This is a genomic window from Salipiger sp. H15, assembly GCF_040409955.1.
GTDB lineage: Bacteria > Pseudomonadota > Alphaproteobacteria > Rhodobacterales > Rhodobacteraceae > Salipiger.
The window spans coordinates 1,187,833-1,211,538 of record NZ_CP123385.1; the positions used below are offsets into that span (position 1 = coordinate 1,187,833).

General features: G+C 62.3%; 23 protein-coding genes and 1 pseudogene. 8 read left to right on the forward strand and 16 right to left on the reverse strand.

Features of this window, described 5'->3' with window-relative positions; translation table 11 throughout:
* Positions 1–67 precede the first annotated feature (67 nt).
* Both PVT71_RS19830 and PVT71_RS19835 read left to right on the forward strand, forming a co-directional pair.
* Positions 68–1,141 carry a BMP family ABC transporter substrate-binding protein gene (locus tag PVT71_RS19830; RefSeq protein ID WP_353474180.1) on the forward strand — a complete coding sequence of 358 codons (1,074 nt, stop codon included), beginning with the start codon at positions 68–70 and terminating at the stop codon, positions 1,139–1,141.
* 148 nt (positions 1,142–1,289) lie between these two features.
* On the forward strand, positions 1,290–1,790 hold the full coding sequence (locus tag PVT71_RS19835; RefSeq protein WP_353474181.1) for a YdcF family protein: 501 nt from the start codon (positions 1,290–1,292) through the stop codon (positions 1,788–1,790).
* A 21-nt stretch (positions 1,791–1,811) separates the two neighbouring features.
* On the opposite strand, the gene PVT71_RS19840 is transcribed toward PVT71_RS19835, so the two are convergent.
* Complete coding sequence (locus tag PVT71_RS19840; protein ID WP_353474182.1) at positions 1,812–2,243, reverse strand: DUF1489 domain-containing protein; 432 nt, start codon at positions 2,241–2,243, stop codon at positions 1,812–1,814.
* A gap of 222 nt (positions 2,244–2,465) precedes the next feature.
* Between PVT71_RS19840 and PVT71_RS19845 the strand changes: the two genes are divergently transcribed.
* Positions 2,466–4,754, forward strand: coding sequence for an adenosylcobalamin-dependent ribonucleoside-diphosphate reductase (locus tag PVT71_RS19845; protein ID WP_353474183.1), 2,289 nt, complete (start codon positions 2,466–2,468; stop codon positions 4,752–4,754).
* A gap of 379 nt (positions 4,755–5,133) precedes the next feature.
* Here the strand turns inward: PVT71_RS19845 and PVT71_RS19850 are convergent, their stop codons facing one another.
* From PVT71_RS19850 to PVT71_RS19860, 3 genes are all read right to left on the reverse strand, one after another.
* The gene (locus tag PVT71_RS19850; protein ID WP_353474184.1) at positions 5,134–5,571 is read right to left on the reverse strand and encodes a hypothetical protein; all 438 of its coding nucleotides are present in this window, start codon (positions 5,569–5,571) and stop codon (positions 5,134–5,136) included.
* Positions 5,572–5,616: 45 nt separating this feature from the next.
* Positions 5,617–6,039 carry a hypothetical protein gene (locus PVT71_RS19855; RefSeq protein WP_353474185.1) on the reverse strand — a complete coding sequence of 141 codons (423 nt, stop codon included), beginning with the start codon at positions 6,037–6,039 and terminating at the stop codon, positions 5,617–5,619.
* Between the two features lie 341 nt (positions 6,040–6,380).
* Positions 6,381–7,577, reverse strand: a complete 1,197-nt coding sequence (locus PVT71_RS19860; protein WP_353474187.1) for a Mu transposase C-terminal domain-containing protein — start codon at positions 7,575–7,577, stop codon at positions 6,381–6,383.
* A 101-nt stretch (positions 7,578–7,678) separates the two neighbouring features.
* On the opposite strand from PVT71_RS19860, the gene PVT71_RS19865 reads away from it, so the two are divergent.
* Positions 7,679–8,787, forward strand: a protein-coding gene (locus PVT71_RS19865; RefSeq protein ID WP_353474188.1) for an IS3 family transposase whose coding sequence is annotated in 2 segments (ribosomal slippage) — positions 7,679–7,928 and positions 7,928–8,787 — 1,110 coding nt in all. Because the reading frame shifts where the segments join, the coding sequence is not laid out codon by codon here.
* On the opposite strand, the gene PVT71_RS19870 is transcribed toward PVT71_RS19865, so the two are convergent.
* Both PVT71_RS19870 and PVT71_RS19875 read right to left on the reverse strand, forming a co-directional pair.
* A complete protein-coding gene (locus PVT71_RS19870) occupies positions 8,752–9,798 on the reverse strand; it encodes a hypothetical protein (RefSeq protein WP_353474190.1) in 1,047 nt (348 codons plus the stop codon). The genes PVT71_RS19865 and PVT71_RS19870 overlap by 36 nt on opposite strands.
* Positions 9,798–10,541, reverse strand: a complete 744-nt coding sequence (locus PVT71_RS19875; RefSeq protein ID WP_353474191.1) for a hypothetical protein — start codon at positions 10,539–10,541, stop codon at positions 9,798–9,800. Before PVT71_RS19875 ends, PVT71_RS19870 begins: the two co-directional genes overlap by 1 nt.
* A 1,166-nt stretch (positions 10,542–11,707) precedes the next feature.
* On the opposite strand from PVT71_RS19875, the pseudogene PVT71_RS19880 reads away from it, so the two are divergent.
* Positions 11,708–12,454: pseudogene (locus PVT71_RS19880) on the forward strand (IS5 family transposase); the annotation flags it as partial.
* A 95-nt stretch (positions 12,455–12,549) separates the two neighbouring features.
* Here the strand turns inward: PVT71_RS19880 and PVT71_RS19885 are convergent.
* From PVT71_RS19885 to PVT71_RS19895, 3 genes are all read right to left on the reverse strand, one after another.
* Positions 12,550–12,888, reverse strand: a complete 339-nt coding sequence (locus PVT71_RS19885) for a VOC family protein (protein WP_353474193.1) — start codon at positions 12,886–12,888, stop codon at positions 12,550–12,552.
* 90 nt (positions 12,889–12,978) lie between these two features.
* Positions 12,979–13,722 carry an SDR family oxidoreductase gene (locus PVT71_RS19890; RefSeq protein WP_224917255.1) on the reverse strand — a complete coding sequence of 248 codons (744 nt, stop codon included), beginning with the start codon at positions 13,720–13,722 and terminating at the stop codon, positions 12,979–12,981.
* 35 nt (positions 13,723–13,757) lie between these two features.
* On the reverse strand, positions 13,758–14,168 hold the full coding sequence (locus PVT71_RS19895; RefSeq protein ID WP_224917257.1) for a DoxX family protein: 411 nt from the start codon (positions 14,166–14,168) through the stop codon (positions 13,758–13,760).
* A gap of 155 nt (positions 14,169–14,323) precedes the next feature.
* Here PVT71_RS19895 and PVT71_RS19900 point away from each other — a divergent pair, with 155 nt between their 5' ends.
* Positions 14,324–14,686 carry a helix-turn-helix domain-containing protein gene (locus tag PVT71_RS19900; RefSeq protein WP_321208913.1) on the forward strand — a complete coding sequence of 121 codons (363 nt, stop codon included), beginning with the start codon at positions 14,324–14,326 and terminating at the stop codon, positions 14,684–14,686.
* A gap of 135 nt (positions 14,687–14,821) precedes the next feature.
* On the opposite strand, the gene PVT71_RS19905 is transcribed toward PVT71_RS19900, so the two are convergent.
* The 6 genes from PVT71_RS19905 to PVT71_RS19930 form a co-directional block, all read right to left on the reverse strand.
* On the reverse strand, positions 14,822–15,514 hold the full coding sequence (locus PVT71_RS19905) for a GNAT family protein (protein ID WP_353474194.1): 693 nt from the start codon (positions 15,512–15,514) through the stop codon (positions 14,822–14,824).
* A gap of 132 nt (positions 15,515–15,646) precedes the next feature.
* Positions 15,647–16,390, reverse strand: coding sequence for an SDR family oxidoreductase (locus PVT71_RS19910; RefSeq protein WP_353474195.1), 744 nt, complete (start codon positions 16,388–16,390; stop codon positions 15,647–15,649).
* Between the two features lie 103 nt (positions 16,391–16,493).
* Positions 16,494–17,258: an SDR family NAD(P)-dependent oxidoreductase gene (locus PVT71_RS19915; RefSeq protein WP_353474196.1), complete on the reverse strand. Its 765-nt coding sequence runs from the start codon at positions 17,256–17,258 to the stop codon at positions 16,494–16,496.
* A 48-nt stretch (positions 17,259–17,306) separates the two neighbouring features.
* Positions 17,307–17,741, reverse strand: coding sequence for a lipocalin-like domain-containing protein (locus tag PVT71_RS19920; RefSeq protein WP_353474197.1), 435 nt, complete (start codon positions 17,739–17,741; stop codon positions 17,307–17,309).
* Between the two features lie 110 nt (positions 17,742–17,851).
* Positions 17,852–18,598 carry an SDR family oxidoreductase gene (locus PVT71_RS19925; protein WP_224917267.1) on the reverse strand — a complete coding sequence of 249 codons (747 nt, stop codon included), beginning with the start codon at positions 18,596–18,598 and terminating at the stop codon, positions 17,852–17,854.
* Positions 18,591–19,811 (reverse strand): MFS transporter, encoded by a 1,221-nt coding sequence (locus tag PVT71_RS19930; RefSeq protein WP_353474198.1) that lies wholly within the window; start codon positions 19,809–19,811, stop codon positions 18,591–18,593. Before PVT71_RS19930 ends, PVT71_RS19925 begins: the two co-directional genes overlap by 8 nt.
* A gap of 102 nt (positions 19,812–19,913) precedes the next feature.
* Here PVT71_RS19930 and PVT71_RS19935 point away from each other — a divergent pair, with 102 nt between their 5' ends.
* Positions 19,914–20,828, forward strand: coding sequence for a LysR family transcriptional regulator (locus PVT71_RS19935; RefSeq protein WP_353474199.1), 915 nt, complete (start codon positions 19,914–19,916; stop codon positions 20,826–20,828).
* 136 nt (positions 20,829–20,964) lie between these two features.
* On the opposite strand, the gene PVT71_RS19940 is transcribed toward PVT71_RS19935, so the two are convergent.
* Positions 20,965–22,488, reverse strand: coding sequence for a PLP-dependent aminotransferase family protein (locus PVT71_RS19940; RefSeq protein WP_353474200.1), 1,524 nt, complete (start codon positions 22,486–22,488; stop codon positions 20,965–20,967).
* A gap of 165 nt (positions 22,489–22,653) precedes the next feature.
* On the opposite strand from PVT71_RS19940, the gene dctP reads away from it, so the two are divergent.
* Complete coding sequence (dctP, locus tag PVT71_RS19945; RefSeq protein WP_353474201.1) at positions 22,654–23,658, forward strand: TRAP transporter substrate-binding protein DctP; 1,005 nt, start codon at positions 22,654–22,656, stop codon at positions 23,656–23,658.
* Positions 23,659–23,706: the final 48 nt, after the last annotated feature.

Sequence of the window (23,706 nt, forward strand, 5' to 3'; positions counted from 1 at the left end):
TGACCGGCGGGGCGCCGACCACATCCGGGAACGACCGGACCTTCTGAAGACAGGGAGACTGACCACAATGAAACGCAGAACGCTTCTTGCCACCGCCGCGATGGGCCTCGCGCTCGCCGGCTCACCGGCCTTCGCGCAGGACAAGCCGAAGATCGCCTTCGTCTATGTCGGCCCGGTGAACGACGGCGGCTGGTCGCAGCACCACCATGAAGCCGCGATGAAGATGAAGGAGCACTTCGGCGACGCCATCGAGGTGATCGAGCAGGAGAGCGTGCCCGAGGGTGCCGACGCCGAGCGCGTGCTGACCCAGATGGCGCTCAGCGGCGCGGATCTCATCTTCACCACCTCCTTCGGCTACATGGACGCGACGATCAACGTCGCCGCCAAGTTCCCGGACGTGAAGTTCGAGCACGCCACCGGCTACAAGACCGCCGACAACGTCTCGGCCTACTCGGCACGCTTCTACGAGGGCCGGGCGATCACCGGCTACCTCGCCGGCGCGATGACCAAGTCGAACAAGATCGGCTACATCGGCTCCTTCCCGATCCCGGAAGTGATCCGCGGCATCAACTCGTCCTTCCTGCACGCCCGCAAGGCGAACCCGAACGTCGAGATGTCGGTCGTGTGGCTGTCGACCTGGTTCGACCCGGCGAAGGAAGCCGACGCGACCCAGGCGCTGCTCGACCAGGGCGTCGACGTGGTGCTGGCGCACACCGACTCGACCGCGCCGCTGGCGGTGCTCGAGAAGGCCGGCGGCTTCGGCTTCGGCCAGGCCGGCGACATGTACGACTACGCGCCGCAGCCGCGCATCAGCTCGATCATCGACGAGTGGGCGCCCTATTACATCGACCGCGTGCAGGCGATCATCGACGGCACCTGGGCCAGCCAGAACGTCTGGCAGGGCATCGGTGACGGCATGGTCGGCATCGGCGAGATCACCGGCCCGGTGCCGGAGGACGTCAAGGCCACCGTGCTGAAGATGAAGGACGACATCGCCTCGGGTGCCTACCACCCGTTCACCGGCCCGATCAACAAGCAGGACGGTTCGGCCTGGCTGGCCGAGGGCGAAGTGGCCGAGGACGGCGTGCTGGCCGGCATGGACTTCTACGTCGAGGGCCTGACGGCCGAGATCCCGCACTGATCCGCAGCGCGGTAGGGAACCGACGCCGCCGGGAGCGATCCCGGCGGCGTTTGCTTTTGGCGCCGGGCGTGCTTTGCTGAAGCGGTGCGCCGTGCGGTTCGGCCGCGCGGGCGTATTTGGAAAGAGAAGAAAGCGAAGAAGGGCAGGGATGCGGGAGACGCGCGCGGAGCGGGTGGCGCTGGTGCTGGGGGCGGCGGTCTGGTCGGGCGGGCGGGCCTCGCCGACGCTCGAGCGGCGGGCGCTGCACGCGGCGGCGCTGTGGCGGGCGGGCGAGGTCGGGCTGATCCTCGCCTCGGGCGGCGTCGGGCGCCATGGCCCCTCGGAGGCGGCGGTGATCGCGCGGCTCTGCCGCGCCGCCGGGGTGCCCGGGGAGGCGCTGCTGCTCGAGGAGCGCGCGACCTCCACCGAGGAGAACCTGCGCTTCGCGCTGCCGCTGCTGCGGCAGGCCGGGGCCGGGCAGGTGGTGATCGTCACCGATGGCTTTCACGCGCCGCGCGCGCGGCTCGCGGCGCGGCGGCTGGGGCTGCACGCGGAACTGGGGCCGGTGCGCAGCGACTCGCCCCGCGCGCCGCTCTCGGTGAACCGCGTGAAGGCAGGGCTGCGGGAGGTGCCTGCCTACCTCTGGTACGTGCTGCGCCTGCGCGGCTGAGCGGGCAGGGGGCGGCCGGGGCTAGAGAATGCCGATCTCGGCGAGCGCCCCGGCGAGCTCGGGCGGCAGCTCGTCGTCGTCGGCGCGGGCGGCCGTGAGGTCGGGCGGCGCGTCCCTGGGGTCGAGGTAGCGCCAGCCCTGGAAGGGGCGGCGCGGGCTGGTGGCGACGCGGTGCAGCTCGGGATCGAGCACCAGCGCGCAATGCCGCGTGCCGTCGTGGCCGGTCACCTCGTCGAGCCGCAGCACGCGCTGGCGGCATTGGATCATGCCCTTGAAAACCCAGTAGATCGAGCCGCCGTTCAGCAGCTCCGCCTCGCGCTTGGGCCACATGCGGGTGACGTGGCAGGGCAGGCGGTCGGCGGTCTGCGCGGCGCGGCCGGACTGCCAGGCGGCCAGCGTCTTGACGCTTTCGGTGCCGACGCTGAGCTTGATCAGATGGATGAACTTATCCACGGAATGCTCCACAGAGTCCTCAACAGGATGAGAATATATTGTAGCCTTTGTGTCCGGAGCTTCAAGCAGTGGTAGGCCCACGGGGGAAAAACGTGTATTCTTACGTATCGCGCGTCCTTGCATCGGGCGGCGGTCGCGAGTAGTCACACCGCCCTGCCACCTGCCGCGCGACACTGCCGCCGCGCCCTCGAAATTGACGAGCCAACAAGGAAGTCTGCTGCCATGACTCGCTTTGCCGCCCCCATCGCCGAACAGATCTGGGACATGAAATACCGCTTCAAGGAGGCGGATGGCACCCCGATCGACCAAAGCGTCGAGGACAGCTGGCGCCGAATCGCGCGTGCCCTCGCCGAGGTGGAGCAGGAGCCCGCGGTCTGGGAGAAGAAGTTCTACGGCGCGCTCGAGGATTTCCAGTACCTGCCCGCCGGCCGGATCACCGCCGGCGCCGGCACCGCGCGCTCGGTCACCCTGTTCAACTGCTTCGTCATGGGCACGATCCCCGACAGCATGTCGGGCATCTTCGACATGCTGAAGGAGGCCGCGCTGACCATGCAGCAGGGCGGCGGCATCGGCTATGACTTCTCGACCATCCGTCCCAAGGGCGCGCATGTGGCGGGCGTCGCCGCCGACGCCTCGGGGCCGCTGTCGTTCATGGATGTCTGGGACGCCATGTGCCGCACCATCATGTCGGCGGGCTCGCGCCGCGGTGCGATGATGGCGACGATGCGCTGCGACCACCCGGACGTCGAGCATTTCATCTCGGCCAAGGCAGACAGCGCGCGGCTGCGCATGTTCAACCTCTCGGTTCTGGTCACCGACCCGTTCATGGAAGCGGTGAAGGCGGACGGGTCCTGGGACCTGCAGTTCGACGGCAAGATCTACCACACGGTCAAGGCGCGCGACCTGTGGAACAAGATCATGAAGGCCACCTACGATTATGCCGAGCCGGGCGTGATCTTCATCGACCGGATCAACAAGGCGAACAACCTCAGCTACATCGAGCAGATCGCCGCGACCAACCCCTGCGGCGAGCAGCCGCTGCCGCCCTACGGCGCCTGCCTGCTGGGCTCGATCAACCTTGCGCGGCTCGTCGACACGCCCTTCGAGGCGGGTGCCGAGATCCCCGAGGACAAGCTCGACGAACTGGTGGCCCTCGCGGTGCGGATGATGGACAACGTCGTCGACGCCTCGAACTTCCCGCTGCCGCAGCAGGCCGAGGAAGCCCGCAACAAGCGCCGCATCGGCCTTGGCGTCACCGGGCTTGCCGACGCGCTGCTGATGATGGGCCTGCGCTACGGCTCGGAAGAGGCGGCCGCGCAGACCGAGAAATGGCTCAAGCGCATCGCGCGCGCCTCCTACCTCGCCTCGGTCGAGCTGGCCAAGGAGAAGGGCGCCTTCCCGCTCTTCGATGCCGAGAAGTTCCTCGCCTCGGGCAACATGCAACAGATGGATGACGACGTGCGCGAGGCGATCCGCACCCACGGCATCCGCAATGCGCTGCTGACCTCGATCGCGCCCACCGGCACCATCTCGCTCTACGCCGGCAACGTGTCGTCGGGCATCGAGCCGGTCTTCGCCTATGCCTACACCCGCAAGGTGCTGCAGAAGGACGGCACCCGGACCGAGGAAGAGGTGGTCGACTACGCGGTGCAGATGTGGCGCGACAAGTTCGGCGACGCCGAGCTGCCCGACTATTTCGTCAACGCCCAGACCCTCGCCCCGCTCGAGCACGTGCGCATGCAGGCGGCGGCGCAGAAGTGGATCGACAGCTCGATTTCCAAGACGATCAACTGCCCGGAGGACATCTCGTTCGAGGGCTTCAAGGACGTCTACATGGAAGCCTACGAGACCGGCTGCAAGGGCTGCACCACCTACCGTCCGAACGACGTGACGGGCTCGGTCCTGTCGGTGTCGGAAAAGACCGAGAAGACCCCGGCCGAGACCCCCGCGGTGGTCACCGCGGTCGAGGGTGGCGGCGCCGAGGTGGTCTACATGTCCGAGCCGCTCGACCGTCCGCAGGCGCTCGAGGGGCACACCTACAAGCTCAAGTGGCCGGACAGCGAGCACGCCATCTACCTCACGATCAACGACATCATCGTCGGCGGCCACCGCCGTCCGTTCGAGGTGTTCATCAACTCCAAGAACATGGAGCACTACGCCTGGACCGTGGCGCTGACGCGGATGATCTCGGCCGTGTTCCGCCGCGGCGGCGACGTGTCCTTCGTGGTCGAGGAGCTGAAGGCAGTCTTCGATCCGCGCGGCGGCGCCTGGGTGCAGGGCAAGTACATCCCCTCGATCCTCGCGGCGATCGGCGGCGTGATCGAGAAGCACCTGGTGGCGACCGGCTTCCTCGAGGGCGAGGGCAAGGGCCTGAAATCCGACCCGACGGCCAAGGTCGTCGGCCTCGACGCCCCGCGCGGCAAGGCCTGCCCCTCCTGCGGCCAGTTCTCGATGATGATGGTCGAAGGCTGCATGACCTGCTCCAGCTGCGGGCATTCGAAGTGCGGGTGAAAGTTGGGGGGTGAGAGAGTCAGTGTTCCGACAAGCTTAGTTTGGCCATTTTGTCCAAAAAAACGGCCATTTACACGCTAACTACGGCCATTGGGTGTGTTCAGCTCCAGGAGCGGGTTTTTAGCGTCGGGGCGGTCGTTTTCTCGTTCTGTCGGCCTCGAATGGAATATGGGTCCAGTCGGGCGTGACGGGAAACGGAAGTAACAGATTTTTGGGGACCGTGAGCCTGTTTGGCAAGGCATCTCCGCCGCGCCAGTGAAACGAAGAAGGCCGCAGGTTTCCCTGCGGCCTTTTTTGATACGGTGGTGGGGCTGTCGATCTCGGAGGCAGGAGTCGGCTCGGCGTCCGGGGCGCTACCTGCTCATAGTCTGGCGCAGTCTCAAACGACTTTTAGGCGAGACATCTGGCGGTGTGCATCGACCCGCGCCGAGAGCAGGGCGCGCATTGCGCAGATCATCAGAAAGTTCTGTAGCAGCGCGTCCAGAGCACATCCCTGTTCCGAAAGAATGGGCACCTGCCGGATTGTCCCGATAGAACCGAGATCAGGGTCATCGTGGCCGTCAAAAACATTGCGGACGCCCAGGGTCTCTCGGTCGACGACATCGAGAAGCAGGGCCTCAATACGGCTCACATGATCCTCGGAGCCCCGTGCTAGGGGGCCATCGCTTCGAAGGCTGGCGAGGGATTGCAGCAGCGCGTTCCGCTTGGTGGCCGAGAGGCCCTCTTCGGTTTGCTCTACCCGGGCGTAGAGGTGGTCGACTTCCTGGAGCGTCCGCGTCCAGAACTCTTCCAGGGACAGATGTTCGAAGTACTTCATGTGGTATCCTCGTGTCGTTGAAAGGTGGGTTCCGTGGGCGCGGGTTCAGGCTGCTTCCCGGTCGTCAACCGCAACCGCAACCGCGAGCGCCAAGGCGTCCATTTCGTCGTCCAGTTCCCCGATCTCGACGAGCAGGTCGAAGAGACTGTCGGCCAGCAGGCAGATGTCTTCGACGTCCCGGCTGCCCGGATCGAGGAACTGCCAGGGGGCTTCGTCGGTTTCCGGATCGCCGAACACCGGATCTAGAGAGATCAGCCGGTGGAGGTCGATCAGTCGGCGCCGCGTGGCGCGCTGCAGCTCGGTCGTCGTTCGGAGGTCGGACATGATCCGGAGCACGCTGGCCTTGCCGGCGTCGCCCTCCAGCAGCTTGGCGGCATTGCAGAGCGCCTCGCCATGTTGCGAGAGATGTGCGCAGGCCGCGGCGTGTTGCGGGTCGGTGGACAGGGTCGTCGGTAGGGTGAGCAGCATGGGAATCCTCCTGTGAGCTGTGCTGAGCCATTCGTGGCAGTTTCAAGCCTGTCCGCCGGTGTCCTCCTTCGCTGAGCCTCTCGGTGTCATGGGCGCGTCCCATGTGCTGTCGTTGCATGAACAAGATTGGCCACCCTCGCCAATCACGAAGAAAAAACATTGAACGTGCGGAATTTTTTGGGGCGCATCTGGCGGGCGGCATCTTTGAGCCGCCAAGCCGCAGCAGGCGCGTAGATGACAATCCGCTGCGACCAGCGGGGTCACACGCAGATCGCCGGCAAGAAAAAGCCCCCGCAGTCAATGACGACTGCCGGGGCTTCAAATGGGCGCGTTGTGACGCGCTACTTGTCCTCGATGGACCAATCATCGTCCGGGTTGGGCAGGCCGTAGGCAGCGGCCTCCTCCGTGGAGTCGGTTCCGGCAGCCGAAGAGCGTGCGGAGCGCGGGTGGCCGGTGGGCAAATCCATGCCCAAGCCATCGTCGCCGGACGGCACGATGGGGTCGCGCGGGGAGTCCTCGATCTCGAACCCGATCAGCATTTTTTCATTGAGCGACTGGAGTCGCTCCGCCGAGTAGTCCGGCACGAACAGTTTCTGACGGGTCATCGCGTTGCCATTCATCGCCACGATGTGATTCATGGTCTTGGCGATGATCTCCTCGCCGACCTTGGCCTCTGCCGCCCGCGATGCACGGATTTCGCGCTCCGCCATGAGCCATGTCTGCGCGCACCGACCCCGATAACAAGCCAGCACCGAGGGGATCTCGACCCACCTGCCGTCCAGTTCCACGGCGATCGCACCGAGATCGTCGGAGTACCAGCGCACGCGGACCTCGGTCTTTCGGGCATGCATGAACCAATGTGCGAGCGCCTCGGAATGATATCGAATGCCCAGAATGGAGATGCCCTTCTTCGTCACTGTGTATTTCATCCGTGTTCCCAGCGCCATGCGGCGACGCTCCAGGCAAGGCATCGGGGCGACGCCGTACTTCTCGACCAGCCGGTTCCAGCAATTCAGAGGCGTTTCCCCACCAAGTCCGGCGTGCGGGCGGCGGTGATAGACGTCCACCACCCAGCGCACCAAGGCCTCGCTGAGCTCTTCAGAAGTCAGCGCTGCGCGCGCATCGGAGTCGTAGTCGCCCTTTACCACGGTGTTGCTGAAGGTCCGGCCCGTGAAACGCGAGATGAAACTGCTGGCCAAGGTGCCGAACATCCGTTCCATGGTGCCGCGGAACTCGGGCATGCCAGCGGGGCCGGCAATGATGTTGATGCCCAGATCGGTGGCCGCGGCACGGGTGTCGAAATCGGTGAACCCGGATCCGGCATCGGTGACGATGAGTTCGGGCGTTCCCGACATGCTCCACGGCGTCAGGGTGCCGACGGCATCGGTCCAAAGCCCTTTGTCCCGCACGATCATATCAATCGCTTGAACAGCGCTCCTTGAACTTTCAGCGCGGGAAAACTTCATGGCCAGAATGCACCGGGTCGTGGTGCAGATGGCTGCAGTCAGATACCAGCGAGTCTTGTTGCCGTCTTCCAAGCCGAAGGCTGCTTTCTCTTCGTCGCTGAGGATCGATGGCCTGCTCCCCTGAAAAGTCCGCGGTTTGAGGTTAGCCTGTTCTCCACACGAGGAGACAGACGATGCGGAAAAGCCGTTTCAGCGAAGAGCAGATCATTGGCATCCTGAAGGAGCACCAAGCCGGCATGGGAGCCAAGGAGCTGTGCCGGAAGCACGGCGTCAGCGATGGCACATTTTACAAGTGGCGCTCGAAGTATGGGGGCATGGAAGTGTCGGAGGCCAGACGGCTGAAGGCGCTTGAGGCCGAGAACGCGAAGCTGAAGAAGATGCTGGCGGAGCAGATGCTCGATGTCGCCACGCTCAAGGAGATGCTGGGAAAAAACTTCTGAAGCCCGGTGCAAGGCGGCGAGCTGTGGACTGGGCCATGAAAGAGAAGAACTACAACCAGCGGCGGGCTTGTGCATTGGCCGGGATCGACCCGCGTGTCTATCGGCGTGGATCAACCAGGCCTGCAGACATCAAGTTGCGAGAGAGGTTGAAGGAGCTGTCCGGCGAACGGCGGCGCTTCGGCTATCGGCGACTGCACCTCCTGCTGGGCCGAGAAGGCTGGCAGGTGAACTGGAAGAAGCTCTATCGGATCTACCGTGAAGAAGGCCTGACAGTGCGCAAGCGCGGCGGTCGCAAGCGCGCGATCGGAACGAGGGCGCCGATGGCGATCCCGCAGGGGCCGAACCAGCGATGGTCCCAGGACTTCGTCTCGGACAGCCTGTCGGATGGGCGCCGGTTCCGTGTGCTGTGCGTCATCGACGACTACAGCCGGGAATGCCTGGCAACGGTCGTGGACACCTCGCTGTCTGGGCTGCGCGTTGGCCGTGAGCTCGACAGCATCGCTCGGGTGCGCGGCTATCCATGCATGGTGGTCAGCGACAACGGCACGGAGCTGACCTCTAATGCCATTCTGAGTTGGCAGGAAGACCGGAAGGTCGAGTGGCACTACATCGCGCCTGGGAAGCCCATGCAGAACGGCTTCGTCGAGAGCTTCAACGGCCGCCTGCGAGACGAGTGCCTCAACGAGCACCTGTTCGCAAACCTGCGCCACGCCCGGGAGCTGATCTCGGCCTGGCGCGACGACTACAATCACCACCGCCCCCACACGAGCCTCGACGGGCTCACCCCGTGGGAGTATCACCAACGGTCAGTAAAGGACCAAACCCTGAACAGAGCGAACTAATAACCGCGGACTCCACGGGGAGCAGGTCATCGACCAGATCCCGCACGTCGCCATGATCGTCTTGAGATCAACCACCCATGCGTCCATTTCTACCCGTTCGAGCGGCCTGGTCACGACCAAGCCCCTGCCCACCGGGGCAAATTTTTTGCGCGCCGCGTCGAGACCTTCGCGGACGGCAACAACTTCGAAAGGGTCGAGCTTCTTGATTTCCCGCCGGATGGTTTCGCGAGATGGGAGTGCCAGGTAGGACGTCTTCCTTCCTGGGCGCTCGCCGTTCAGCTCCCTTTCGGTCAGCTCTTTGCGTCGTTGGTTTTCTGCGCGAAAGGCGCGGTCGACGTCTTCAACAATACTCGCGATCGTGGGCTGTTCCGGCGACAGAAAATTCCGGACTGTCCTGGTCAGGAGGCAGAGTTCGTCCGGGCTGATGCGCCGCGCGCGGCTGTTCTGGATATCTTGGCCGTAGAGCGCAGGCAGGCCATCACGGCAATATGCGGCGACGCGCTTCAGGAGCCTGCTTGCGCAGACCTTCTCGGGCGAAACCCTTGTGTTTTTGGCGGCCTGTCCGTCATCCGACTCGCTGGGCACCGAGTAGTATTTCCCGGCCCGAAACTTGATCTCTTCGAGAACGCTCTTGGTGGATGCGTCGGTGCGTTTGACCTTCCCCTCCTTTTCCATCTCGAGAAACGCCAGCACGAGCGCCTCGTGATACTTGGCCTTGCGCTGGAGCCTCGGCGAGAGTGTCGACAGTTCCCGGCTTTGCAGCCGAAGGCGTCGCTTCGCACTTTCGGGGAGGAAAAAGTCACGCTTGTGTTCGAGGGTCCCATTTGTCACGCATTGGGACAGGTAAGCATGGGAGAATTCCTCTGTGACGCCCGTGCCGTCGCGTCGGGTAAAGGTGCACGCGTGCGGGAAGCTATCTTCAACGCGATACGAAATGCCCTTGATGATCACGTCATCGAAATCGCCAAACGCGAAGCGCGGCAGTGTCGGGCTGGATTGAATATCGAGCATCAGGCAGCCCGCCGCATCACAAGACAGTCGTAAGCCACGCGAACCCGACCCTGGAGTTCGAGTTCGCGAGAGCCGATGAGGCGCGCAATGGATCGAAAACCACGGCCTCCCAGACCCGTGTGGGCGATCAGGTCTTCGATCTTCGCGGCACCGTTCAGTCGACTGATTGCCTGGCGCATGATGGCATCGGCCTCGTCATCGGGGTGGCGGACCGCGTTGAACAGGGTTGCATTGAACACATCGACCGGGTCGAGGTGCTTCTCGGTCAGCAGCGTCACGCGATCAGCGAAATGCGGGGTGACTTGGGCGGCGATTTCGGAGATTTCGGCTCGAAACTCCTCCTCCCCGAGTTTGTCGTCATACTTGACCATGATCGCCACGCGGCTGCCGTCGACCATCGTCGCGCGGAAGTCGAAGAAATGCGTGTGCGTCGACCCGTCGTTTGCGACCCAGCTGAAACCCACCTGGTTTTCCAGGCTGACAACGTCGGGGCGGGCCAGCAGCACAAGCCCGACACGATTCTCGGTGAGGCTTTCCGTGTTCATGACAACGCCTGCGCCAGGTCCATAGACGAACGCGCAGGAAAAGCGCTTCTTGGCGCCCACCCTGGGGTTCCGATCGGTGACAGGGCGCGCGGGCAATGCGTCGTTGGCAGCCAAGTTGGCGGGGGCATTGTATGGGCCATGAGGCATCACCCCTTCGGTCCACTCGATGTCGGTGTCGTTCCAGTCTTGGTCCATCATTGTTCCTTCTCTGCTATCGACCGAGCAGCGCCCGGCCTTGGAAGGAAATTGGTCGAGTGGACAAATGACGGAGCAAATTTCGGAGAGAAATCTCGGAAAATTGTCCACTGTATGCGGAAGTATCTGAATTTAATGAATAAAAATTTTCACTTTTTGAGGCAGTGGTTGGCCCGCTTATATGGAAAGGAGCCTTCTCAGCCTAGAGGCTGCGCTTCCCAAGCCGAGGCTGATGGGCGGCTTCTGCACGACGACCATGCGAGCGTGCACCGATTTTTCAGGGAACCGGTTTTGGGCAGCCATCATTCGTTCCATTTCATACTCATGACGGACGTGCATGAAGATGCCGGTCGAAGAATTCACGAAGAGCGAAATGAAAGGAGGATGGACGTATCCAGATGAACTGGACGCTCGGAAAGAAGATTGCCGCCACTCAAAAATGCAGCGCGCTGCGGGGACATGATCTCTCCCCAAGAGTGGTGAAATCCGCTTGAATGGAAACGTACCCGTGCATTTGGATGGTGTCTTCATGATGCCCGTCTCGGAAGGTCGGTCACGACGACCTTCGATATCCCGGCCACCGACGGGAAAACTTGACGGGCGCGGTGGCGCTCGTCGCCTTGTTCGATAGCAAATTCTGGCGCATGCGCCGCGATCATCCTGGACGAGACCCTGGCATGGGGCTCATGCTGCGTCAGACCGATTGTCATGACGTTTGGATACCACAAACACTTCCGTTCCCGGGAACGGAAGCCAAAGGCATTTGTGGCCGACCTCTGCAAGGCGGCGATAGGCTTGGCAATCGACGCGCTGCCTGAAATCATGTTGCTGCCAGATGGAATTGCCCAATGCCCGGAAGCCATCACGCACGTGTTCGGTACTGTACGCCGGTCGATGGAAGCTGCCCAGCGAGTGCGGATACATGGAAGGCGAAGGCGAACTTCTGGTCGCTGCCGATCAGCTTTTCTCTTTCCTGCAAACACCCGCCTCGACGGATGGCGCATTCTTCTCGGTGATGACCGAAGGTCCCGCCGGGCAGCCGATCCCGTGGCACTACCACAAGCACCATACCGAGAACTTTCTCTGTCTCGCAGGCCGGATGGCGCTGTGGGTCAACAGTCTGGATCTGACCCTGCACCCCAGTGACTTTTGCCCAAGTGACGGCGGGCAAGGTGCTCTTCGGCCTGCCGGTTCGGCAAACGACCGGAATGGTCGCCAGCATCCTCGAGATGGCTGGTCTGGATTGGCCGGTCCCGTACTTCTCCACACTCAGCCGCCGCCAGAAGACAATCGCGGTCCAGCTTTCGTCGCGCCGGGCTCCGGGCCCTCTGAACCTGCTGGTGGATAGCACCGGGATCAAGTTCTTGGGCGACGGAGAGTGGCTGGCGAGGAAGCATGGCACCCACCGCCGCCGCCAGTACCGCAAGGTCCATCTGGCGATGGACACGGCGACCGGCGACATCCGGGCGGTGGAATTCACCTCTAGCCGCGAGGGCGACAGCCCCGTGCTCCCTGATCTTCTGGACCAAATCCCGGAAGACGACGAAATCGGTACTGTTTCCGGTGATGGCGCCTTCGGCACCGGCCGTTGCCATGCTGCGATCCTCGCGCGCGGTGGCACAGGGATCATTCCCATCCGCAGAAACGGCGGCGTCTGGAAAGAAGATTTCCCCGCCGCCTTGGCCCGCAACGACATCCTGAGGGCAACCCGGCGCCCCGGCCGGACGATCTGGAAAAGCTGGTCCGGCTATCATGTCCGCAGCCGGGTCGAGGCCCGGATGCGGAACCTGAAATCCTTCGGCGAGCGGATCGCCTCGAGGGACCCCGACTGCCAGACAACCGAGGTCCACATCCGCGTGGCGCTGATGAACCGCTTCAATGCCCTCGGCGCCGCCGAGATCGAACGCGTGGCCTGACCTTAGCTGGGAAAAGGGCCATCATGTCTTTGAGCCGATTTCTGCAACGATGCCGGTCTGACGTTGCCGTGGACGTTCACGAAGGGGCCCTTGAATCACTCCTGGACAACATCGAAGAAGTTTCCGTCTGGATCTGCGAATGATGTAAAGCGGATCTCCGGCAGCGCGATTTCTTTCAAGACCGTCGCTCCTAGACTCACCAGTCGAGCGGTTTCTCGATCCAGATCAGATGCCTTCAGATCAAAATGAACGCGGTTGCGTTGTTCCGGCACATCTTCGATCTTCTGAAACTGTATCGGAGGAATGGACGCCGAAGTACCCAGTTGAACGATCATTCCGTAATCCATGCCCATCGGGATTCTGAGAGCTTCGGACCACCAGGCCGCGAGCCGTTGCGGGTCACTCGTGTCGATGGTGATGGCGTGGAGCTTCATTGTGCTTGTCCTTTCATGGCCATGTTCTGGCTACGCCCAAGCCCGGAAGAGGCTTGGGAACGCGTTGTCGCTGTATCGGTTCAGGCTTTCTCACCGGGCGCTGTCGATGATCGAGCCCCCATCGGGCGTCATCGTGTAGCCGGTGAGAAATTGCGCATCCTTGCTGGCAAGGAAGAGGACCACAGGCGCGATGTCATCTTCGGGAGAGCCATAGCGCCCGAGCGGGTTCGTCGCCGGTGGAATATCCGCTTCGGGGCCCCAGGTCTCGGCGACGGGCAGCAGGTTGTTCACGGTGATCTGGTCGGCGGCCCATTCGCGTGCCGCGGTCCGTGTCAACGCGCGGACGGCTTCCTTGGCCATGTTGTAGGGCGCCATGCCGACGAGGCCGATAACTCCGGCCATCGAGCCGAAATTGATCACGCGCGGCTGCGCGCTTTGCTTCAGGTGCGGATAGGCGGCTTGCATGCAGCGCAGGTAAGCGATCGGGCCCATTTCGAAGTTGCGTTGCAGCTGCTCTGCCGTGAGGTCGAGCACTGATGCGTAGGCGACGGATGGGTCGAACGCGTTGTTCACGAGGATATCCAGACCGCCATAGGTCTCGACCACCTTGGCGACAGCTGCAGTGATCTGGCTGGGGTCGCTGATGTCGGCGGGGACAGCCATAGCAATGCCGCCCGCGGCTTCGATTTCGGCCACGACTTCCTCGACCTTGGCTGTCGTGCGCGAAAGGACTGCAACCTTAGCGCCCTCTGCGGCGAACAGTTTCGCGGTGGCGCGGCCGATACCGCGGGACGCGCCCGTCACTAGCGCGATCTTTCCGTCAAGTCTTCCCATATCTGGTCTCCAATTCGGTTTGTTTAGGGAGGGCTTCAGGCGCCCTGCTGCGACGCGACCCGGATCTGAGGTGCGTAGGGCGATGATGTGTCTCGTGCGGCGTTCTGCGTCGCAAAGGACAGGCACAGAAGCAGAAGGCCGATCACGGCAGGTATGGCACCCGCAGGCTTTCTGACCCCAAGATGCGCACTGCCCGACAGCACGAGGTGAAACAGGATGCCGGCATAGGCGAGGTCGCTCAGGGCCGGGCTCAGGCGCAGGAGGATCACCAGTGGCGCGGCGATCTTCACGACGACCATGAATGGCACGAGATAGGGGGCAGGATAATTCAGTTCAGCCAAGGTCTGGCGGACCCATGCCCCCTTGGCGAGGTAGATCGCTGCCGAGCTGAGATAGAGCAGGGACAGCAGTATTGTGCTGCCCCAGTAGAGTATTTCCAGGGTCATGTCGCTTCCTCATCCCGGCTCGTAACGGGACCGGTTTGCTTTCGGTTGAAGGGCGTCGTTTGCGGCGGCGCCCACTGTGAATGTGGAAATGAGCTGCAGCATATGTTATTGCAAGTAGGATGAATTTTAGAACCATAGTATGGAAAATATGACCTATGGGCGACGAACCGATCAACATGCACGAGGAAATGCGCCGCGCTTTCACCCTGCTCGCAGGAAAATGGAAGCTGGAGATCATGTGGTTGCTGAACCAGCGGACGCACAGGTTCGGAGAACTGCGCAAGCAAATCCCTGGGATCACCCAGCACATGCTCACGTCCCAACTCCGCGAACTCGAAGCTGACGGGCTGGTCGTGCGGACCGTCTTTGCAGAAGTGCCGCCGCGGGTAGAGTATGAGATGACTGACAAGGCCCGCGGTCTTGGTCCGACCATGCAGGCGCTCACCGCTTGGTGGGAGCAGTATGGGCATACCCTGCCACAGAGGCCAACCTCGCGCGGGCGAAAGCCGTCCGGGTGAACGAGGGCGGACCGGTCAGGGGCGTGATCGCCAATGAACGGAGTGACTGTAACCGCTCGACACCGGCGATAATTGCGAACAATGCCGGTGTCGGGCCTGCCGGTGCAAACCTATGGGCGCCGGGGACGCTCAGGTCTACGACGCCGCTGCAAGTTCCTGGCGGACTGCCTTGAGCGTCTTGCGCTGCATACCATCAGCCTCGAAATTGTCAGCTTTGAGCCAGATCTCATAAGCCGACCTGAGCGCCTCCCAATCCCTGTCGAGCATGGCAAACCAGGCAGTATCCCGGTTCCGGCCCTTGACGATCATGTGCTGATGAAAAACACCCTCGTGCCGGAAACCAAAGCGCAGGGCGGCGCGCTTGGAAGGCAGGTTCGCGTCGTCGCATTTCCATTCAAAGCGACGATAGCCCAAATCGTCGAATATATGACGGGCCGAGAGGTAAAGCGCTTCGGTTGCGGCCGGCTTTTGAGACATCAGCGGACCCCAATAGATGTGACCGATTTCGGCAACTCCGTTTGCCGGATCGAGGCGCATGAGGGCCTGGCGGCCAGCCACTTTCCCGGATGTCTTGTCGATGACCGCATAGAAAAGCGGGTCTTGGCTGGCCGCCGCAGGCTCTACCCAACTGCGGAACTCAGTGCGGTTCTGCGGAGGCAGGTCGGGTAGCCAATGGAAACGCTCGTCACCATCAGGCTGGGCGGAGGCGTCGAACAATCCGTCGGTGTGTCTTGCCGGATCAAGCTTCTCCAACCAGACGAAGCGGCCTTCTATCGCTTCGACTGACGGTCGTGGGCGCGGTGTCCAATGGAACAGGTCTTCTGCCATTTCTGGCTCCTCGGGTCTTGGGGCACGATGGACCAAGGCGCCTCCGCGCTTGGCCCATCGACGTCTTTCAGGTGTCGCGCGTGGTGATCCTCGGCCCAGAACGCATCAAATTCTCTGGTGCCAATCGACGAATTACCAGGGCTGGTTTGCCGGCCCCACGGTGAATTCGTTGATCGTCGTGTCTTCGGGTTGGTCGATGGCGATGGCCACGACATCGGCAACGCGCTCTGCCGGAATCCCGTAGGTATCGTAGATCCCGTGCATGGCTTCAGAGGTCTTCTCGTCGCCGATCGCATTCAGAAGCTCCGTGCTGATGGCCGCCGGATAGATCGTGCTGGTGCGGATATTGGTGCCCTCCATCGCGGACTCCATGCGCAAGACCTCCATGAAGTCCTTCACGAACCACTTCGTGCCGCCATAGACCGCGCCGTTCGGATAAGCCTTGAGACCGGCCACGGACGACGTGGCGATGATCTGTCCGCTCTTCTGGGCGATGAAGGAGGGCAGGATGGCACCGACCCCGTTGAGAACGCCTTTGACGTTGATGTCGACCATCTGGTGCCATTCGGCCATGCGCAGGGCCGAGAGGGGAGAGTTCGGCATGATCCCCGCATTGAGGAAGATGACGTCCACGTGGCCATAGGTGTCCTTGGCGAGCTTGACGATGGCGTCGTTCTGGTCCTGCCGGGTGACGTCCAGCTCTTGGTATACGGCCTGGCCACCTCCCCAGTTTATTTCATCCGCGATGTCCTTGAGCTTGTCAGTACGACGCGCGCCGAGAACGATCTTGGCGCCCTTGTCGGCCAGAAGCTTGGCGGTCGCTTCGCCGATGCCAGACGATGCGCCCGTGATGATGACGACCTTGTCCTTGATCATGATGAAGTCCTTTCTTCCGTCTGCGGTCGCTCGTTCTTTCGGCGACAATAAAGGGGGAGTGAGGTGCCGGCCGCGCGCGGTCGGATGCTGTCCGTTGGTTTTGCTAGAGATGGAGTCCGGACAGGGCCTGACACCGCTCCAGAACTCGGTCCTGGACCTCGGTCTCGCGAGTCCCGCGTTGCGGCGCGCGCACGCCCATATGATAAAGAAACTCGCCGCTCAGGTTCTGCAGCGCCCGGGAGCTACCCGAGGCAAGCGCGGCTTGGGTCGTGGCACCCTGCGCCAGATCGTCGGGCGCAGACTGCCCGCCCATGCGCGTCGGCACCCAACCGGGATCCACGGCGTTGGAGCGCGTATTCGGGCGCAGGCGCGCCACGGCGAAGGCCAGGGCCGTCACGAGGAACTTGCTTTCGGAATAGGCGGCATACCCGCTCCAGCTGCGTCGGCGCCAGAGCATGTCGTCGAGGTCAGGCGTGACGAAGTGCATGTCCGAGCTGATATAGACCAGACGTTTGGGGCCGGGGATGCTCGCCGTAAGAATGTAAGGGGCGAGGACGTTGACGCCAAAAAGATCAGGGATGCCGTCAGACGTCATGGTTAATCGGGTATCGGCACCGAGTCCGGCATTGTGGATGACGGCATCAGGAGCACCAAGCGTATTGACCTGGTCCGCGACATCGAGGGCGCCCGAGACCGTGCTGATGTCGCCTGTCACGATGCTTGCGCCATCGCCGATGCTCTGCTTCAGCGTATCGGCCCGCGGGGCGTTACGGGCGTGGAAGATCACGTCGTGCCCCTCTGCCAGAAGGGTTCTGGCGGCGATGAGGCCGAGGCCGGTTGTCGATCCGGTGACGAAGATGCGCGGCATGGCTCTGGCTCTCCCGTTGAGTTTGGGCCGGCGGACCGGCCCGGTTGTTCACATGCGGTCGTAGGTGACGCGCCAGGGTTCGCTGGAGTTGGCCGGGCCGATGGTCAGCTGATCGTCTTCCACCGACCAGACACGGGTCAGCTCCTGGCCGATCAGGTCGCGCACCAGCGAGGATTCGACGGTGATTGTGAAGGTGCCGTCTTCATCGTCGATGGCGACGGGGCCGTAATATGCCTCGTAGGCGTTCGCCGTGTAGGGCGTGGGCGCCGCATCGGGGTTGGCATCCATCGCCTGGACCGAGAGCGTGCCAGCTTCGGTGAAGATCAGCTGGCCACTGTAAGGGATCTCGGTCGTGGTGCCGTCATCCTGGGTGATCGTGAGCGCGGTCATGCGCCACGCACCGATGATCGGAGACGTGGCGTCCTGAGCGAAGACGGGCGCGCCCATCATAAGGGCGGTGACGGCCAAAGCGGGAAGTCGCATTCTATTTTCCTCTCTGTTGGAATGGCGCGGTAGTGCCGTGAACACCGGGTACGGACGTGCCCAGTGATTGAATGCGGAAGCGGCCATCCGAGCCGCTTCCGCAACTCCGATCAGCCCAGCTGCTGCACCGGACGGAACAGAACTTCGTTGATGTCGACATTCTCGGGCTCGTTGATCGCAAAGGCGACCGCGCGGGCAAAGGTGCCCGGCTCAATCGCGAAGCTGGCAATCGCGTCCTTGACGCCTTCGCGGACATCCGCCTCGCCGATGTGGTCGGTCAGCTCGGTTGCAACGGCACCGGGCGAGATGATTGTGGTGCGGATGTTGTAGGGCTTGGTTTCCTTGCGCAGGCCTTCCGACAGGGCGCGCACGCCGAACTTCGTGGCGCAGTAGACTGCGGCGCCCGGATCAACGACGTGGCCATAGACCGAAGACACGTTGATGACGTGACCGGATTTTTGCTCTTGCATGTAGGGCAAGGCTGCCGCGATGCCGTAGAGGACGCCCTTGAGGTTGACGTCGATCATGTGATCCCATTCGTCGGTCTTGAGGCGGTCGAGCGGGGCGAGCGGCATGACGCCGGCATTATTCAGGATGACGTCAATCCGGCCAAAGGCTTCGACGGCGCGATCCACCAGTGCCTTCACTTGATCTTTCTTCGTCACGTCAGTCTGAACGGCAATGGCTTCAAACCCTGCGTCGGTCAGCTGCTTTGCGAGGGCGTCGATGCGATCCGCGCGGCGCGCTCCGATCACGACCCGTGCGCCTTTCTCTGCGAGGTGGCGGGCGGTGGCCTCGCCCAGACCGCTGCTGGCGCCAGTGATGACGACGACTTTGTTTGCGATGTTCTCAGACATGAGGAACTCCTTCGGGTTGGTATTTGAGGGATGAGGGGTTTGGGATGCGGACCGTGGCCGCAGCGAGCAGCGCCGATCCGATGAGGAGGAGGGCGGAGAGCAGGAAGCCGCTCCACCAGCCGATGTGATCGAAAAGGACCCCACCGACGAATGCCCCGCCGGCGAGGGCGCATTGCATCAGCGCGACCTGCACGCCGCCGCCGGCTTCGAGATCGTCAGGGATGGTGCGCGCCATCCAGGCGTTCCAGGCGACGATCAGCGGGCTCGTGAAAAGCCCCCAGAGGACCAGCAGAGAGGCGGTGATGGGCCGCACGTCTCCCAGGGCGATTAGGAGAAGTGCGATGATCGCGGTGATTGCGGGAAGGCCGATCAGGACAGGATTGGTTCCCCGGCGCAGGACACGCCCGATCAGGGTCAGACCCGCCAGCCCGCCAAGGCCGAGGCCGAGCAGTGCGAACGAGACGGCAACCGCATCAAGGCCCGTGATGCTTTCGAGGAAGGGGCGCAGGTAGATCGACAGTGTGTTCTGGCCAATGAAGGCTATGGCAATGGCGGCCATGCCAGTGGCGAAGTCTCTCCGGTTCAGGAGACCGACCATCGCGGCGACCGAAGCCGAGGTCCTGGGCGGCATCTTGGGGAGCACGGCAAGCTGCCAGACGAGGAGTGCAGCGCCGATCGGAACAGTGACGAGGAAGGTCGTGCGCCAGCCGATCAGGGCCTCAAGGAAGCTGCCGAGAGGGGCGGCGATCACAAGCGCGGACGCGTTGCCGATCTGGAGCAGGGCGATGGCTTTTGTGACGTCCTCCTTGCGCGCCAACCGGGCGGCGAGCGCGGTCGAGAGCGACCAGAACCCTCCGATGGCGATGCCTGCGAGGGCGCGGCCAACAAGGAATACGGTGAAGTTGGGGGCGGTCGCGACCGCGAGGCTCGATAGAGTGAGAGCGGCCGTGTACATCAGCACCGTCTTGCGGCGATCGATATGCCCGAGCAGCGTGTTGCCAAGCAGGCTTGCCATCACGGCCAAGGCGCCGGAGATGACGATCGACAATCCGGCCTGTCCTTCAGAAATGGCAAGATCCGCAGCGATCGGTGTCAGCAAGCTTGCGGGCATGAATTCGAGGCCGACGAGCAGGAAGGCCAGCACTGAAAGGCTGGAGACGGCCATCCACGGCGTTACCGTCGGCTCAATTTTTGTGGTGGTGGCGGTACTCATCAGTCCAGCTCTCTGGTTTGTGTTCTGGACCGTGAAGTAAGGCTGCTGGTTTGTGGCGACTAGGTGGTATAATATGAACCTAGTAGTGAAATAGGTTCACCAATGAAGCGTGACGAATTCAGTGAGCTAAGGGCCCTCATCGAGGTGGCGCGCGAGCGCAGCTTTACCCGGGCCGCAGCCAATCTCAGCGTTACGAGGTCTGCATTAAGCCATACCATCCGGGCACTTGAGGAGCGCCTGGGTATTCAACTGCTTTCACGCACGACACGAGATGTTGCACCGACCGCCGCAGGCGAACGTTTGATCGAAGGGATTGCGCCCCACTTCCAGGGTATTGCAGCCGAGGTCGAGGCCTTGGGCATCTTGCGAAGCAGACCTGCCGGGAACGTCCGCATCGTCTGCCCCGATGACGCCATCGCGATCGTTTTCCGGCGCCGAATGCCAACCTTCCTGAAGGAATACCCGGACATCAATGTTGAGCTGGTTGCGGACAACGGCCTCACGAATATCGTCGAAAGCCAGTTCGATGCAGGTGTGAGACTGGGAGAGGCGATCGCGCTCGACATGGTTGCGGTTCGTGTCAGTCCCGACATCCGCTATGTCGTTGTTGGATCGGAAGCATATCTTGCAGAAAATCCCGCGGTGGAGACGCCAGATGACCTCACGCGCCATCAATGCATCAATCTGAGGCTCCCCACATCGGGTGCGATCTACCCATGGGAGTTCCAGAGAGGAGACAGGGAATTCAGTGTGCGCGTCAGTGGGCAACTGACATTCAACAACCTTCAGCCGGCAGTCGAGGCCGCGGTCGATGGCATGGGGTTGATGTATGCCCCGCGAACGTTCCTCCAAGGCTACCTGGATTCGGGAAGCTTGCGGGAAGTCCTGAATGACTGGACCCCGACATTCCAAGGGTACCACCTCTACTATCCCAGCCGGCGAAACCTCTCGCCGGCCTTCTCTGCATTCGTGAAAGCTTTTAGGCATCGCTCCGAACTCGAGTCTGGATTTGGGTGACGGGAACTGGTTCTCAACAGCGACGCGCAGAGAATGTCGTGCGGCCAGCTGCGTCCAGCGCACCCTAATGCCAACGAGCCCACATCGCAGGCTTATCGCCAGTCACTCAAGGGGAACTGCAAGACCAAGGGGCCGGTTAACGGCCCTGCGCAGATCTGTCACCTTGCAGTTTTTCCCTGATCACCTTTCCGGTCGTACGGGCAGCCTTTCGCAACTCCTGGATCGAAAACCCGCTGTAGCCCAGGAGCACTGCAGAACGTCTGTTCGCCGTTTCCTCGAACATTGGGCTCAGCGCGCGCGACGCGATGCCGTGTTCTCTCAGCTTGGCGCAGAGTGCCACATCGGAAACGCCGTCTGGCAATGCAATGGAAAGTTGCATCCCGGCGTCCGGCTTCTGGATCTCAAGGCACCCCTTCAGCTCCTCTTGCAGTACACTGACAATGGCGTTCAGGGCCTCCTGATAATATGCCCGGGTTCTTCGAATGTGACTGAGGAAGTGCCCTTCGGCGAGGAAATCCGCCAGGATGTCCTGCTGGCTCGATGGCGGGTGACGGTCCAGCAAGGCGCGACAGCCGCAAAAAGCATCAACGAGTGCAGGCGGCGCCACGAGATATCCCATTCTCAGCCCCGGAAGCAGCACCTTGCTGAACGTTCCGATGTAGATGACGCTGCCTCGGCTATCGAGGCCTTGCAGGGCAGTGATCGGTCGTCCTGCAAATCGGTACTCGCTGTCATAGTCGTCTTCCACGATCCAGGCCCCAGTCTTTTCTGCCCAGGCCAGCAGTTCCAGCCGTCTCGGAACAGACATGATCGCTCCGGTCGCGAATTGGTGGGATGGGGTGACGAAAGCACAGTCGGCTTCCGGCGCGAGGGCCTTCCCAGCCTTGATAATCATTCCGTGTCCGTCGATCGGCACCGGGACGCAGGTCACACCATGCGCGGTGAGTGCTGCCTTGCTGGAAGGGTAGGCGGGATCTTCGACCCAGACCTTGCTTTCGGTACTGAGAAGCGTCCGGATGACGATATCCATCGCCTGTTGTGTGCCTGAGACCACAAGGATCTGCGACGCCTCGCAGGAAACACCACGGGAGACGCGCAGATAGTTCGCGATTTGCTCGCGCAGGCGCAGGCTACCGAGCGGCGAGGAATAGCCGCGATGAGTATCTCCCAAAGAGCCAGAATATTTGGAAGAAGTACGACGCCATGCATCGCGAGTGCGCGCATCCAGAGTACAAAGACCGGAGGCAAACGGGACTGTCATGAGTGCGTTTTCATTCGCGGAACGACCGATGTCAGCGAGCCTTTGGAGCCTGCCAGAATCTCCCTTTCGACCAGCCGTATCCTGAGCCCCGATGGTCGGTCGCTCGGCGGACACCAAGTTGAGTTCGCTAAGTTGCGCGACATATGTTCCCGAGCCGTGCCGCGTTTCGACATAGCCTTCGGCGGCAAGAATTTCGAAGGCATCGACCACTGACGTTCGCGAGACGCCCAGCTGGTCGGCGAGTGACCTTGTGGAGGGGAGCGGGGCGCCGGATTCGATCCGCCTCTCGAGGATCGCGTTGCAGATTATAGTGTATATCTGCCAGTAAATTGGCTTCTCGTCGGATTTGTCGACCGTGAAATCCAGAAGGCTGGCCCAACCGGCATTCTTCTTGGACATGGACCCTCCGGGCTTGTTGGACAGAGAAGTGGTATGGCTCATCCCGGCGCAGTGGCTCTTAGGAGTAGGGCCAAATCCGCATACTGGTTCTCCTCACTATCCGTCAAGGCAGCCGCGGCCCGACATGCCGTACAACAATAAGCTGCCCCAACATGGGAGCATCACATGCACACACGTAGAAAATTCCTTCGAGTCGCTGCTGGCGCAGCGCTTGCGACGCCCTTCATCGCAACTCCGGGCTTGGCTCGCGGTCGGGTTCTGAACCTTCAGACCTGGTCGGGCGCAAATTCGACGCCGTTCAACGTTATCTCGGCCTGGGCCGAGGCTCTGAATGAACGGACCAATGGAGATCTGCGCATTCGTGTAAGCCCCGGCGGCTCCATCGTCTCTGCCTCCGAGACCTTCGAAGCGATGCGCAACGGGGCGCTGGATGCGCACTATTCCAGCCTCGGCTACTTCGCGACCCTGGACCCTGCATTCATCATTCTCGGCGATCCCGGTCCGACCTACGCCAACCCGGACCAGCTGGGGAACTGGATGAACCAGGGCGGTGGTATCGAGCTGGCGCGGGAACTGTATGACCGCTTCGATATCCATTTCCTGCGATCGATCTATTACCCCAGCGAGCAATTCGTCTCGAAGACGCCCATTCACGGGATCAGTGACCTGCAAGGGCTCAAGATGCGTATTCCTCCGGGCCTGATGTCGGTGACCTTCGCCAAGGCCGGGGCCGCCACCGTGAACATCCCGGGCGGCGAGGCCTACAACGCCCTGCAATCTGGGATCGTGGACGCGGTGGACTGGTCGACGCCTGCGGTCAACATGCAGACGGGCCTCTACACCCTCGCGCCTTATTCCATCGACGCTCGTCATTCGATGGCCGTGATCGACCTGGCCTTTGGCAAACGAACCTGGAACGCCCTTGGGGCTGACCTCCAGGGTGTTCTCACCGAGGCCAGTGCAGAACTCGATCTGCAGATGAAGGGCGCACTTGTCTCTGAGGATGCGGCCGCGATCAGCAGCCTCGAAAGCGGAGACGAGGTCGAGATCATCACCTGGTCCGAGGACGAGATCGCCCGCCTTCGCGAGATGACGCAGGCCACTCAGGCGGAAGTTGCAACGAGCGACATTTCGCAGCGGATCCTCGAAAGCCTGGTCAGCGCAGCCTGAACCGCCACGGGCGAGAGCGGACCTGCGCGGTGCGCTCTCGCCTATAGA